This is a genomic window from Armatimonadota bacterium (genome assembly GCA_036504095.1).
In the GTDB taxonomy this organism is placed as follows: domain Bacteria; phylum Armatimonadota; class DTGP01; order JAKQQT01; family JAKQQT01; genus DASXUL01.
This window is the reverse complement of sequence record DASXVS010000071.1, coordinates 153,094-167,247: the sequence shown is the minus strand read 5'-3', so window position 1 is coordinate 167,247 and position 14,154 is coordinate 153,094. Positions and strand designations below refer to the sequence as shown.

At 63.1% G+C, this 14,154-nt stretch carries 10 protein-coding genes; 3 read left to right on the top strand and 7 right to left on the bottom strand.

The window, feature by feature from the left end:
- The first annotated feature begins 307 nt into the window (after positions 1 to 307).
- Positions 308 to 2,281: a dockerin type I domain-containing protein gene (locus tag VGM51_16245; GenBank protein HEY3414590.1), complete on the top strand. Its 1,974-nt coding sequence runs from the start codon at positions 308 to 310 to the stop codon at positions 2,279 to 2,281.
- A 124-nt stretch (positions 2,282 to 2,405) separates the two neighbouring features.
- Here the strand turns inward: VGM51_16245 and VGM51_16240 are convergent, their stop codons facing one another.
- From VGM51_16240 to VGM51_16230, 3 genes are all read right to left on the bottom strand, one after another.
- Positions 2,406 to 3,146, bottom strand: a complete 741-nt coding sequence (locus VGM51_16240; GenBank protein ID HEY3414589.1) for a class I SAM-dependent methyltransferase — start codon at positions 3,144 to 3,146, stop codon at positions 2,406 to 2,408.
- Between the two features lie 146 nt (positions 3,147 to 3,292).
- Entirely contained in the window at positions 3,293 to 3,499 is a 207-nt protein-coding gene (locus VGM51_16235; GenBank protein HEY3414588.1) for a heavy-metal-associated domain-containing protein, read from the bottom strand.
- Between the two features lie 48 nt (positions 3,500 to 3,547).
- Positions 3,548 to 5,965 (bottom strand): heavy metal translocating P-type ATPase, encoded by a 2,418-nt coding sequence (locus VGM51_16230; GenBank protein HEY3414587.1) that lies wholly within the window; start codon positions 5,963 to 5,965, stop codon positions 3,548 to 3,550.
- Between the two features lie 151 nt (positions 5,966 to 6,116).
- Between VGM51_16230 and VGM51_16225 the strand changes: the two genes are divergently transcribed.
- Together VGM51_16225 and rsmI are read left to right on the top strand one after the other, a co-directional pair.
- Positions 6,117 to 7,640 carry a peptidylprolyl isomerase gene (locus tag VGM51_16225; GenBank protein HEY3414586.1) on the top strand — a complete coding sequence of 508 codons (1,524 nt, stop codon included), beginning with the start codon at positions 6,117 to 6,119 and terminating at the stop codon, positions 7,638 to 7,640.
- Positions 7,641 to 7,730: 90 nt separating this feature from the next.
- A complete protein-coding gene (gene rsmI, locus VGM51_16220; protein HEY3414585.1) occupies positions 7,731 to 8,573 on the top strand; it encodes a 16S rRNA (cytidine(1402)-2'-O)-methyltransferase in 843 nt (280 codons plus the stop codon).
- Between the two features lie 2 nt (positions 8,574 to 8,575).
- Here the strand turns inward: rsmI and VGM51_16215 are convergent, their stop codons facing one another.
- The 4 genes from VGM51_16215 to VGM51_16200 form a co-directional block, all read right to left on the bottom strand.
- Positions 8,576 to 10,042 carry a hypothetical protein gene (locus tag VGM51_16215; protein HEY3414584.1) on the bottom strand — a complete coding sequence of 489 codons (1,467 nt, stop codon included), beginning with the start codon at positions 10,040 to 10,042 and terminating at the stop codon, positions 8,576 to 8,578.
- A gap of 51 nt (positions 10,043 to 10,093) precedes the next feature.
- Entirely contained in the window at positions 10,094 to 11,275 is a 1,182-nt protein-coding gene (locus VGM51_16210) for a glycine C-acetyltransferase (protein ID HEY3414583.1), read from the bottom strand.
- Between the two features lie 81 nt (positions 11,276 to 11,356).
- Positions 11,357 to 12,403: an L-threonine 3-dehydrogenase gene (tdh, locus tag VGM51_16205; protein ID HEY3414582.1), complete on the bottom strand. Its 1,047-nt coding sequence runs from the start codon at positions 12,401 to 12,403 to the stop codon at positions 11,357 to 11,359.
- Positions 12,404 to 12,440: 37 nt separating this feature from the next.
- Positions 12,441 to 13,856 (bottom strand): sodium:calcium antiporter, encoded by a 1,416-nt coding sequence (locus VGM51_16200; protein ID HEY3414581.1) that lies wholly within the window; start codon positions 13,854 to 13,856, stop codon positions 12,441 to 12,443.
- Between the last annotated feature and the right edge of the window lie 298 nt (positions 13,857 to 14,154).

The window sequence follows — 14,154 nt, the reverse complement described above, 5'->3', positions numbered from 1 at the left end:
AACGCCTGGGCAACGAGAGTCCTGGTTTCACGCCCGGCTGCCAAATTCCGCCGGCGGGCGGTTGCGGCACGTATCTTGCACGATGTAGAATGATGGGGTTCCATTCGCGTTGTTACGCGCTGGACAATGGATTTGCTGGCTCTGCCTCCAACCCGTGCGACTGGCCGGCGCGCGGGCGGGAATGCGATTGCGCGTTCACGACGGAGGTCCTTTTCACTGGCCGGAGTAGCCGATGCACTCTATGAACCACGCCAGGCGTAGAAATCAGTTCACAGTCCCAATGCCGCAACCCGCGTACACACGACGCATGCGAGTCGCCGCTGCCGTTTTGATGATGGGCGCGGCGCTCCTGCGGGGTCCACAAGCGCGGGCAGACGTAGACCTCTTTCGCGCAAACCTGCACTCGCACACGGCGGCGTCCGACGGAGACGTGTTTGGAGCCGGTGGACCGACCGCGGCCTCGCTCACCACGGCGGCAGCCGCGGCCAAAGGGGCAGGACTGACGTGTTTCGCCACCTCGGATCACGGCGAGTATCTTACCTCCTCCGTGTACCAGTCGATCATCAGCCAGTCTCGCGCGGCGACCACGCCGGGGCCTTCCAATCAGCCCGGCACGATGATCGCCCTGTGGGGCTTCGAGTGGACCAACGCCGCTTCGTATACGACCGTGAAAGTCGCCCAGGGCGCGGGCCATCTCAGCGTGTACGGCGCATCGGACCGCGCAGGCGCCGCAGACCGCGGCGGAGGATGGACCGAGGCGACGAATACGAAGGCCATCTGGTGGCATAACTACGGACCCGGGCCAACAACAACGCAGTCGCTTTGGCAATGGGTTCTGGACCACTCCGTCTCGCCGTTGGGCGGAACGGTGGTTGTTCAGATTAACCACCCGAACCTGTACCCGGGCTGCGCGCTCGCGGATCCGTGTATGTGGTGGTACGACAACTGGTGGCGGAAGCTCGAATGGGTTCCCGTAATGGACCCGTACGTAACCCTCATGGAAATGAGCAGCCGCTCTGAACCCGGCACGACCGCAGGGTTCTACGGCGCGAAATACAACGAACCGTATTTCCAGTTGGCGCTGGACAACGGGTGGCATCTCGGCCCCACCAATGGCGAAGACAACCACTCCGACCGTTATGGCTCGCTCCGTTCTCCGGATGGGATCCTCACCGATACCGGGATATGGGCGACCTTCATCCAGTACCTCTCTCCCGCCAGCGCGCAGGCATCGATGCTGGGCGCGCTCCGGGCCCGTCGCGTGTTTTCTTCTGAAGACAAGGTGACCGATCCCATTAACCCGCACGCCAAGGCGATCTCGCTGAAATTCACGGTGTCCGCCGTTTCACGCGGGCTGCGCTGGATGGGCTCGCGGGACTTCGACCCGGCCGATGTTCAGAACAACCGGTGCCGGTTGGAGATCTCGCGCGGCGCCGGCCTGCTGCTGGATAACACAAGCGTTCAGGTCATTACCAACCGCGGCGCAGTCGTCAAGACGCTGCCCCTGTCCAAGGCAACCGTTACCGGCAATACGGCGGTATGGAATTTCAGCCTCCTCGGCGATCAGCCGGCCGCTCAGCTCCGCGCATCGAACATCACCACCCCGTACACCTCAACGCAGTTCGATGCCCCTCCGATTCCTGCTCCGCAGGGGACCGCGCCGGCGACCCTATGGTTTGACGCGACCGGCAGCGGGCGCATCGAACGGTATTACTACATCCGCGTTCAGCAGACGGACGGCACAGTCTCCTTTACTGCCCCGATCTGGATGCATCGCGACTTCCAGGTCGCCGGCGGCACGGACGGCTATCACGCACCGCGCGCAGCCAATGTGGTCTCGTACAAATGGGACTTCGGTGACGGCGTGGTGGAGACGGAAGCCAACTCGGATGCCAACGCGCCGGATGGCCAGTTCGACGGGCAGACCAAACACGTTTATACGACACCGGGCGAGTACTACCCGCGCGTGACCGTTACCTACGCCAACGGAACGCAGGACGTGTCCATTACACGAGTCTGGATCGGTGCGGGCGCCCCCGCCACACCGCTATACGGCGATGTCAACGGCGACGGTCAAATCAACGCCGAAGACGTCGCCTGCCTGTCCCGAGTGGTTGCCGGGTTGGCGCCTTCCGACAGTGCGCAATTGACGCGCGCGGACGTGTTCCCGCCCGCCGCCGCCGACCCGGTGAAACACCTTCCGGGCGACAAGCAACTGACCATTCTGGACGTGCTGCGCCTTCAGCGGTTCCTCGCCGGAACGATCAAAACCTGGCCGTAGGGGCCCCGTTCACAGATGCAGCGAGGCACGAGGGGCTGCCCCTCGTGCCTCGCTTTATTGTTCAGGTTGAGCCCACGTCAACCGAAAAGTCTGCGTGACTGCCCTTGCGGGGCAGCTTTCCCGCTCACGCCTTCCGGAACACGAAGTCCGTAGTACAGGGGAGCAATGCTCGGAGGAGTCGGGAGCGTTGCAGCACCAAGTAATACACCGTTTCGATCGGGTTGCGACTTGTCGTGGTTGGGTCCCGCCGCAACTCCACCGAGAATCCCGCATCCCGGGCAAGCCTCCGCATTTCCGAACATTTCAACACGTCTTCAGGGACTGCCGGTCGCTTCGCATTAACGCGGGCGCGCGCGAGCCTGTGAATGAATGGGCAGCACGCCGGCTCATGAAGGTAAAGACCCGCGCCTCCGGGCCGCAGGACTCTGCGAAGCTCGGCGAACGTGCGCCGATGCGCGACGAAGTGGTGAGCCGCTTGAAAGCACCAGACGAGATCGATGCTGCCATCATCGAAAGGCATCTCGTAGCTGCGACAGGCAACCGTTTTGTCAAGCTTCGTTTCGAAGAAGCGCTCCCACTTGGGGACCGACCGAACGGCGTATTCGCTGATGTCGGTGGCGATAACCGTGGCCCCCGGGTAGAGACGCTTGACGAAGCACGACGCCCAGCCCTGACCCGCGCCGAGCTCCAGGATCATACCCCCACGGAACAGTTCATCAAAATGCTGTAGTTTGGCCAGCAGAACCCTCGATTCGCTGAACTTGTTGACGATGTTGCGTATCGAATCCGCACCCGGGCTCTCTTCCCGAGAGTCCCTCCAGAAATCGATCTCGATCTGTTCCTTCGCCGAGAGCGGATGGTCCATTTGCGTCCCCGGAATAGCGGTTATTCGGCGCGATCGCGGGCGGGTTCCGCTGCGCCAACGGACCTCACCCGATTAACGATGGCGCATCACGACGTCACTATGCAACTCCTGTTCGCAGCGACGGCGGTTGGAGGCGGGACCCTCATCTATTCGGCCGGGAAGCCCGAATCGGCCAGGGCGGTTTTCAGGGTGGTTCCCGAGACAGTGTCCTCATCGTATTCGACGGTGACGACCTTTTCCGGGATATCGACCTTGACGTTGTACACGCCGGCTATGCCGGACAGCGCGCTGGAGATTGTCTCCGCACAGCCCTCGCATTTGATGTTGGGGGCCACATATTTGATGGTTGCCATTTGAATTGCCTTTCGTTACGGTTTGCGGCGATCCGCCGCGGTGTTCGATCACTTGTCTCGAAAACGTCTCAGCCTGAGGCTGTTGGAGACCACGCTGACGCTGCTTAGACTCATCGCCGCGCTGGCCAGCATCGGGTTCAGGCGGATGTGGAACGCGGGATACAGGACGCCGGCCGCGATGGGGATGCCGATCACGTTGTAGACGAACGCCCAGAACAGGTTCTGCCTGATTGTGCGCATCGTGGCCCGCGCGAGGCGCACGGCAGTGGCGACGCCCTGCAGGTCCCCCCGCGACAGCGTAACGTCCGCGGCTTCGATAGCCACATCGGCGCCGGCGCCGATGGCGACTCCCACATTGGCCTGGACCAACGCGGGGGCGTCATTGATGCCGTCGCCGACCATAGCCACCTTGCTGCCCTCCGCCTGAAGACGCTGAACCTCCGCGGCCTTGTGATCCGGAAGAACGCGGGCAAGCACGCGGGCGATCCCGACGCGCGACGCCACCGCGCGGGCCGTCGCCTCGTGATCGCCCGTGATCATCACCACGTCCATACCCATTCGCTTGAGATTCTCAACAGCCGAACGGCTGGACGCCTTCTCGACATCGGCGGCGGCCACGATGCCGGCCAGGCGGCCATCGACGGCGATCAGGATCGGGGTCTTGCCTTCTGATGCGAGCGATTCTACGCGAGTCCCGGAATCGCGGGCCGGTATGGATTCGCCCTCAAGGTAGCGCGCCGTTCCCGCGAGAACGCTCGATGTTCCGACCATCGCGCGGACACCCTGGCCAGGCGTGGCGACAAATTCGGAGGCCGCCGGAACGACAAGACCGCGCTCCGCTGCGGCTCTCACGACCGCCTCGCCAAGCGGGTGTTCAGATCCGTGTTCAACGGCCGCGCCCAGGCTCAGAAGCGCATCCTCGGTCAAGTCGGGGATCAGGGGGATGATGTCGGTCACCCGCGGTTTGCCCTCGGTGATGGTGCCCGTCTTATCCAGCACCACCGTATCGATTCCGGCCATCGCCTGCAGCGCGTCCGCGCCTTTCACGAGTATGCCGTGCGTGGCGCCGACGCCGGAGCCGACCATCACCGCCGTTGGCGTCGCAAGGCCGAGCGCACAAGGACATGCGATGATCAACACCGTGACCAAGGCGGTCATAGCGTCATTCAGGCGCGTCTCGGGCGGTCCGAACACCATCCACGCCGCGAACGCGACGACCGAGATCGCAACGACCACCGGCACGAAAATGGCGGCGATCTCATCCGCCAGATGTTGAATCGGCGCGCGGCGTCCCTGAGCCTGGCGGACCATTCCCACGATACGCTGCAAGGCCGTGTCGCGACCGACTCTGGTCGCCCTAAATTGGAACGCGCCGGTGGTGTTGAGCGTCGCGCCGTAGACCTCGTCGCCGGCCCCTTTGGACACGGGGATGCTCTCGCCCGTGAGCATCGCCTCATCAACCGCGGATGCGCCGGATACGACCACGCCGTCAACGGGCACCCGATCGCCCGGGCGGACGACAATGATGTCGTCCAGTTCCAAGTCCTCGACAGCGATCTCCGATTCCACGCCATCGGCGAGCAGTCGCGCCGTGTGCGGCTGAAGGTCGAGCAGTGCGCGGATCGCGGAGCCTGTGCGGCGGCGGGCACGCGCCTCCATGACCCGGCCGAGCAGGATGAGGGTGATAATGACCCCGGCCGCCTCGTAATACACGTGGACCATCGCTCCGTGAGCAGCGTGCGGCTGTACCGATTGCGGCGCAACCGTGGCCGCCACGCTATAAAGCAAGGCGGCGCCGGTGCCCAACGCTATCAAGGTGTTCATGTCCGCCAACCGGCGCTTTGCGGCGTGCCAGGCAGACGAATAGAAGCGGCCCCCGCTGTAGATCACCACCGGAAGTGTCAGCGCCAACAGCACCCAGTTGCGACCCGGGAACATGAGGTCGCCCATCGAAATCACGAGGGTCGGCAGACTGAACGCTATGGCGACAGTGAGCCGTGTGCGGAGTGCGCGGAGTTCGTCGTCCGTTTCGTCCGCGGGCCGGGTCTCGGAATCCCGCGTAGCGCGGACGCCGCTTTCGCGCAGTGACGCGCGGATGTCGCGCGGCGCGACGATCGACGGCAGGTAGGTGGCCGCAAGGTGGTCCGCCTCCAGGCTGGCGGACAGAACGCCGGGAATGGCACGCACCATGGTGAGGGTGTCGGGCGTGGCGCCTTCGAGGATGAAAGTTACTTCGTTCGGCGCTTCGGCCCCGTATCCGGCTTCTTCAACGGCGGCCACAAAATCGGTGATCGGCGTTCCGGGAGCGGATTCGATAGTGGCGTAGCCGGACGCGTAGTTGACCGAGGCGTCCGCGACGCCCGGGACGCCCTTCAGCGCCTTCTCAACGTGGCGCGCACATGCCGCGCAGGACATGCCGGTAATAGGCAGTTCCAGCGTCTTCGTCTTGTCTTCCGTTGGTGTCATCACTCTATACAATGCTCAATTTCGCCCGGGGCGTTCCCGATGCGAGCGCGAAAGGCTTCGTCCATTGCCAGCCTGCCTTCTCAATTGACACTGGGTCCGATGCGAAGTATCATGAGATAGCCCGACACGGGCGTTAATCTTGGAGGAATCAATGGGTCTGACGAGTTTGCGGACGAAATTCAGAGATAGCAGCAAGCACACCTGGTGGGGCATACTGTCGATCTTAGGTTTGGCACTTATGCTCCCGATCTTCTTCGCGGGCGGAATCGGCGGCGGGCGAAAGCCTCCCGAGGCCGATCAGCGCGCGCAGGCGATCGCGGAACGCGATCAGGTTGCGGCGACTGTAGGGAGCGAGAAGATCACGCGGGGACAATTGGATGACTTCGAGAGAAAGTATATCTCCCAGATGTCACAGCAGGCTCCCAATCCGTTGATGCTGCACAATCTCGCGCCGCAAGCGCTGACGATGCTTGAGGACCAGGTCATGCTTGTCGCCGCGGCGAAGAAGCAGGGCATCGATGTTGGCCGCAGCGAACTGAAGGCCGAAATCGATAAACGCGTGCGGGACGAGGCACAGAAGTCTGGCGTGTTCGATCTCGTCAAGGAACAGCAGCAGCAGATGCTGGACCAGATGCAGGCCGGATATGAGGCTCAGAGCGATCAGATCAAGACGGAGCTGATCACGAAAAAACTGCAGGACAAATTGCAGAAGAACGTGGACGTCAACTCTCCGTTGCTGAAACCGGAAGACGTGGAGATCAACGCGCGCCACATCCTCATCCAGTGGAAAGGCCTGAAATCCGCCGAGAAGAACCCGAAGATCACCCGCACCAAGGAAGAGGCCAAGGCGCTGGCCACGAAGCTGACCGCGGAGGCGCAAAAGGATCCGTCCGGCTTCGCCGTCCTGGCGCAAAAGAATTCCGATGAGCCCGGCGCCGACAAACGGGCCGGCGACCTCGGCTGGTTCGGCAAGAACATGATGGTCAAGCCGTTCTGGGACGCCGCCTACGCCGCCAAAGTGAACACGATCGTGGGCCCGGTGGAGAGCGCGTTCGGTTACCACGTGATTAAGATCGAGGACCGCCGCGTTTCGCAAGCGCGACAGGCGCAGGAAGTGCAGAAATTCCTGGAGGCCGAGCGGAAGAAGGTCAAGCCGGTTATCGTGGCTTCGGACCTCAAGGCCGCGGAGGCCCTCTCGGACTACCGGCAGAACATGAGTAACAAGGACAAGAAGGTGGTCGAGTCCAAGCGCAACGCCGCCATCGCCGCTTACGAAGCCGCAAGCAGGGACCGGCCGCACGATTCCGCGATCTTCGGATTGATGGGCACTTTGTACCGTGACGCCCATCAGAATGACAAGGCTATCGACGCGTTCCAGAAATCAGCCGCCATCGATCCCAGCGCTGAGATTCACCTCGCGCTAGGGGAGATGTACCGCACCAGCATCGCATCGGCCAAGACGCCCGATGACCGGAAGCGCTATCGCCAGGAGGCGATCGACGAGTTCGTCAAAGCGGGCCGTTTGGACAGCACGAACATCCAGATTCACCAGATGATGTTGATGGCATTCCAGCAGATGGGTGAAAAGGAATTGGCCGCGCAGCAGAAGCAGTGGGTGGACCGCGCAAACAAGAATACGGCAACCCAGCGGCCTCCCATCCGCGTCGGCGGATAGGATTCGCCATACGTTGCAGAGTCATGGGGCGCCCGCATGGGCGCCCCATGGCTTTTTGGGGGACAATGCGCGGCGTGTTATCCTGTGCTTATGAGCGAAGGAACACAAACCGGCACGCTGTTCGTGGTTGCCACACCGATCGGCAACCTGGAGGACATTACCCTGCGGGCGCTGCGGGTGCTGAAGGGAGTTGACATCATCGCGGCGGAAGACACCCGGCACACACGGAAACTGCTGTCTCACTTCGACATCCACACGTCAATGACCGCGTTCCACGAACACTCGACCGAGGCCGAACGCAACCGCATCGTTGACCGCCTGATCCGCGGCGAAACCGTCGCGCTTGTGACCGACGCGGGGACGCCCGGCATCTCCGACCCCGGCGAGGCGCTTCTGCGTGACGCGGTGGCAGCGGGGGTGCCGATCACCCCGATACCGGGAGCAAGCGCCGCGTTGACGGCCCTGGTAGGAAGCGGCCTGCCCCTGGATCGCTTCCGCTTCTGTGGCTTTCTCCCTCGCAAGGGGCCTGAACGCAAGCGCGCAATTGCCGACCTCCGCGCTTGCGGTGAGACGACGGTTCTGTATGAATCACCAAATCGCGTTGCGAAAACCGTGAGGGACCTGGCCGAGGCGCTGGGGGCGCGGGCCGCTTGCGCGGCGAGAGAGTTGACGAAGATTCACGAGGAGTTTATTCGCGGCCCGCTGGTGGAACTCGCGGACTTGCTTCCGGATGCGCCTCGCGGTGAATGGACCCTAGTCATCGGCGGCGCCGATACTACCCCCGACGAGAAGAATGCCGTCGGCGACTGGCAAGCGGATCTCCGCGCGCGACTGGCGGCGGGGGAATCGCGGAGGGACGCTGTGCGGGCCGTTTCCGAGTCCTTCCAAGTCAACCGGAAGGAAGTCTACGCCGAGAGCCTGCGGGACGAGTGAATCTATCCGGGCGAAGATTTGAGCGGATTCCATTTCGTGACGCTGATCTTCCTGATGGTGGCGTTGCCGCCTGACACAATCAGCCGCAGGTCTGCTTTGCCCGGCAGCGCCCCGGCAAAACGCGCGTCCGGGAGGAGGAACGAGAACGTCTCGTCCTCGCCCCTGACGGCCGCTATGGGCATATCTCCCGCCACGGTGGGTTTGGTCGCACCCCAGGCGTCGTACTCTAGGCGGATGCGCGTGGCGCCGATGTTTGTGAGCCCCACGGTCACCCAGGTTGGCGAAACGCAATCCACGGGATCCGATACGGCGAATTTGTCGGGCACATCCAGCGAGAGGATATGCTCGCCGGCGGCTGCGTCCGCGAACGAAAGGCCGCCGGTGTCCAGAGATGTCGGCGATCCCGCAGCAAGGCGTTTGAGGCCCTTTTCGCTCAAAGCACCGGCGTAGTTGGCCGTGGCGCACACCACCGGTGTGTATCCCATCCGATATCCATTGAGCGTCACCACCACCGGCACCGCGATCTGATCGGACGGCGCGGCAAGTCCGGCGATCCCGGCCCTTGCATCCGGATCTTCCTCGGCATCGCCCTTGATGAGGACGGGATCAGGCGGTGAAATAACCCACGCGGTACCCACAGGCTTCCTCACCTCCACCGTCGCCGTCCCGAGGCCGGCAGGCTTGAAGCGGTTGATAAGGCGTACGGCAAACCGGTCGCCTTTCTCCGTCATCGCATAGCGGCGATCGATGGGGTCCTGGAGCGTGACTTCAATGTTGTTGTGGACGGTGACCGGCTTGCCTCCGGCTTCGAAACGGAGGAACGCCACCAAAGTGCTCGGTGTGCCCAGCGCGGCCCCCGACGGGATACGCGCCGTGAAGGCCGTGAGGGCGGACATTCCCGGCTTGAGCACCTTCAACGGCTGCCCTTTGCCGTCAACCAACGGGGCTACGGCCGGCGCCACCGCCCAGTTGTCGGGAGCGAACAAGCGAACCCGCGGGGCCTTCCATACGATTGCCCCGTCGTTTCGAACGCGAACGGACACCGGCAGTGCGCCCACGGGATAGGCCCGGAAGCGACCCGGCGCGTTCTGCCACGCAGGCACCTCCCTCGGGTGGGCGGGATCAGGCAGCGCGTTGACCACCACCGGGCCGATAGCAATGCGGGGAAACGCGCCGTACTGCGCAGCACGGGCGAATGCCTCTTCCTTATCGGATATGAGCTCCGACCGGGACCATAGCTCCACCTTGGCACGGGGCGGCGCCGGGATAATGAGGCCCGTCGCCGTTTCGTGGAACGGAAGCGCCCGGACCGGGCGACCGTCAGGGCCAATCTCCAGTACGACGGGACCTTTCGGGGCGGGCGAAGCGGCGATCTCCAGCGTTTCGGTCCCCGAGTTGGTCCATTCCTTCGGCGAGGCCATGGCGGCCGGGGCGAGCAAAGACAGTGCAAGCACAGCGATTCTATGCATCGGGATGCTCCGCGGGGCGCTTGGGAGAGGCGCCCCGCCAGGTTGGTCCGGCTAGATGAGCCCCTGTTCGCGACCGGCAGCCTCAAACGCATTGAGTGCGAACTGTAATTGTTCGGTTGTGTGGGTGGCGGTGACGATGGTCCGCACGCGCGCGCGGCCCTTCGGCACCGTTGGGAACCCGAGATGCTGGGCGAACACGCCCCTGCGGAACAGGCTCTCGGAGAATTTGACCGCGTCCTCGGTTTCACCGACGATGACCGGCGTGATGGGCGATTCGCTGGCGCCCGTGTCGAAACCGAGATCGGAGAGGCCCTTCTTGAAGAAGCGCGTGTTCTCCCACAGACGCTCGATGCGTTCCGGCTCGTTCTCCAGGATATCCAGCGCCGCGAGGCACGCGCCCACGACCGCCGGCGGGTGGGACGAGGAAAACAGGAATGGCCTGCCGCGAACGTACAGCCATTCAATGAGATCCTTGCTCCCGGCCACGTAACCGCCGAGCACGCCGACGGCCTTGCTGAGCGTGCCCACCTGGATGTGGACGCGGCCGTGGAGACCGAAGTGATCGACGGTTCCGCGCCCGTTACTGCCCATCACGCCGCTCGCATGGGCGTCGTCCACCATGATGGCCGCGCCGGCCTCTTCGGCGGCCTCTACCACGCCGGGAAGGGGTGCGATGTCGCCATCCATGCTGAACACGCCGTCCGTGACTACAAGGGTGCGGCGGCCTTTGGTCTCGGCCAGTTTTTCGCGCAGGCTGTCAATGTCCGCGTGTTCGTAGACCTTGATCTCCGCCCGGCTGAGACGCGCGCCGTCAATGATGCTGGCGTGATTCAGCCGATCGGAGACGATCACATCGTCCTTGCCGAGAATGGCCGCGACGGTGCCGGCATTGGCGGTGAATCCGCTCTGAAAAACGACGACGGCCTCGGTCTTCTTGAAAATGGCCAGGCGGCGTTCTAACTCCATGTGGATGTCCATCGTGCCGGCGATGGTCCGCACGCTGCCGGTGCCGGCGCCGTGTGTTTCAATCGCCTTGATGGCGGCCTCATTGAGCCGAGGGTCGTTGGCGAGCCCAAGGTAGTTGTTTGAGGACAGGTTAACGACGTCCTTGCCGTCGAATCTGGCGGAGGCGCCCTGGGGTCCCTGTAGTTCCCGCAACGGGCGATAGGCGCCGCTGTCCTTGATGGCTTGGAGCTCGGTGGTGATATAGGAAAGTGGGTTGGTTGTTGACATTGTACAATTCTCAGACGCGTAAGTTGAACACTCGTGCCGGGCGTACTTAGACGGCCCGGCACGGAAGCGCGAAACACCGTTCTACGGCGAGACCACTATCTTGCCGGACAGGCCGGATTTCATGATGTCCATCGCCTTGTCGAAATCCGACATCGGAAGGCGGTGGGTAACGAGAGGGGACAGGTTCAGGCGTTCCGTCTTCAGGAGAGCGGCGGTCTGGTACCACGTTTCGAACATGCGCCGGCCAGACACGCCCAACAGACGGATTCCCTTGAAAATGATCTCATTGAAATCAACCGTAACCGGCTTCGCGGGGATGCCGAACGCAGTGAACCTGCCACCGAGACGCAGAGAATCGAGACCCTGCTGGACGCATGTCGGGTGCCCGCTCATCTCCAGGACAACGTCAACGCCGTTACCATTCGTTCGTCGCTTCAACTCGGCGACTACATCGATTTCGTTAGGGTTGAGGGTGGCGTAGGCGCCCATGCGCGCCGCAAGGTCCAAACGGTAGGGGTTTATGTCCACCGCGACGACGAGGCTTGCGCCGGCGGCTTTCGCAACGGCAGCGGCGCACAGTCCCACCGGGCCGCAGCCGAAGATCGCTACGCTTGCGGCGGTGACGGGCTCAATCAGCGTGGCGTAGACGGCATTTCCCAGTGGCTCCTGCGCGGAGGCCAAGTGCGCCGGCAGGCCGACGTCATTCACCCACACGTTGTTTTCGGGGACAACGGCATACTCCGCGAAGCACCCGTCCGTGTCAACGCCCAGGATCTTGACGTTCTGGCACGTATGGTACTGCCCGAGGCGGCACTGGAGGCACTTTCCGCAGATAACATGCGATTCCGCGCTGACGAAATCTCCGGGCTTAACGCGGGAAACGTTTGAACCGACCTTGACGATGACGCCCGCCAGCTCGTGGCCGATCGTGAGCGGGGGGTGCATCCGCCCGGAGGCCCAGGCATCCCAGTTGTAAATATGGACATCCGTCCCGCAGATGCTGGCGGCCTGGATCTTGACGAGCACGTCGTCAGGGCCGCATTTCGGCACAGGGACTTCCTTGATTACCACGCCCGGCGCGGGCGTCGGTTTGGTGACGGCCATCATGGTCGTCGGCAAATCACTCAAAGCGTTCACCTCCGTTCAGCATGTAGTATAGAGCGTGTCAATCTCTCGGGTGCGCTGCGCCCGGCAGTGCAGGCGGCAAGGTCGTTTGACAAGTACATTGCGCCGCCCCTGAGACCGCGGATTGCGCCCCCGGACCGCGGTGGCGGGATGCGATGGCGGCCTGACGATACGGGCAGTCCAGGCAATGGGCGGTGCGGAGATCCTTGCTGATAGGGCGGAACAGCGGCAACGCGGGCCGCAAACCGCGCCACAGCATCCTGATCCGGTGGGGGCTGTTTGCGAGGACCGTGATGCCCGACGTGATATAGAGCAGGGAGAACACCTGGTGGATGCGGTCTCCGGTTAGCCCGTCCGGCAACAGGCGGGGGAACCATGACGCCACACCCGGCGCCGCGAATTGGCCGAGAAACAACCCAAGGAGCAGCATCGCCTGCCATACCGACAGCCGAAGGGTTGCGAGAAGCACAATGCCGAGGAAAGACTGCGCAGCGGTCAGCAGTATCTCGTGCATCTGGAATGAGTTCATCGGAATCGGGTGCTGAAGGCTGCCGTGCGAGATCGCATAAGCGCCAGGGATCATCCCGATGAGCAGGGTCCACTGATTGAGTTTCGCCGACAGAAGGCTGCCGAGCGCAAGGCCGGCCTGGCCGCGGATCGCAAACGTGATGGCCACGATGAACTCGGGCGCTTCGGACGCGATGGGAGCCAACCACTGAACCAGCAGGAATTCGTTCATGTGGAACACTTTGCCGGCGCCGACAAGCCCCTCGCTGAACGGGCCGGCGTTCAAGCCGATGACGACGGCGGAAAACGTGAACAGCGCCGCGGTCGCAATGCGTCTCTTCGCCTGTGGGAGCCGCAGAAGCACTTCGGCGACGCCCTGGGCTTCGGAATCTTCACACGGGCGGCGCGCAGCGAGGACGATGTACCAGCTGTACAGTCCGAGGAAGACGATGCCGTCGAACCAGTTGAGACTGCCCTTGAGCGGAATACAGAACGCATACACCGTTGCCATCGCGAGGAAGAGCAGTTCCAGCCTTCGGTCCTCGCCGATGCGAACGGGACGCTTCGTCTTGATGTAGAAGATGAACACGATCAGTGACCAGGCCACGCCGATGAGCAGGCGGTTGGCGCCGGTCATGTTCGCAACGGCGTATTGGGCGTAATGGCTCTCGGGGTGTTTTCCTGCCATCCAGGTGAAGTACATGTCCACGGCGTATTCCGGAAGCACTGCGATCAGCGCAACGACCGCAAGCGCCATCGCCTGGGAGATGTCGGCCTGGGCCGCGTCACACGCCCACAAAAGGAGAAAGGAGGCGCCGAGAATGGCGAGGCCCGAGACGAGAGCGGTTTCGGGGGCGGACAGGGACAGATGGGTGAATCGGGCAATGAGCGCGGGCAAGGCCAGCAAGGCCGCCATCGACAGTAGCGCGATTGACTTCTTCGGGGACATTTCACCTCCGGGCGTGTGGCGGACATTTGGCCACGCGCAGCTTACGACGCGTAGTCAAAGGTCTCACACCCGGACCGGGTCCGGCTCGGCAGACCAGAAGTAAACTTCGGGATTGTTGGCCTGCCGTGCGTCCCGCGTGGACGCTGCTACTCCCCTTTGGCGAACAATACCATTCTGGCACAGATGGCGGCGTGATGGCCAGAAATGGGGACCGGAGTCCGGAAAAGCGCGGCCGGATCCCGCCGAATCGGCGGTACCGCGCCTCATCCGTACGGCGGCCCCGGGTTATGCTTGTTTC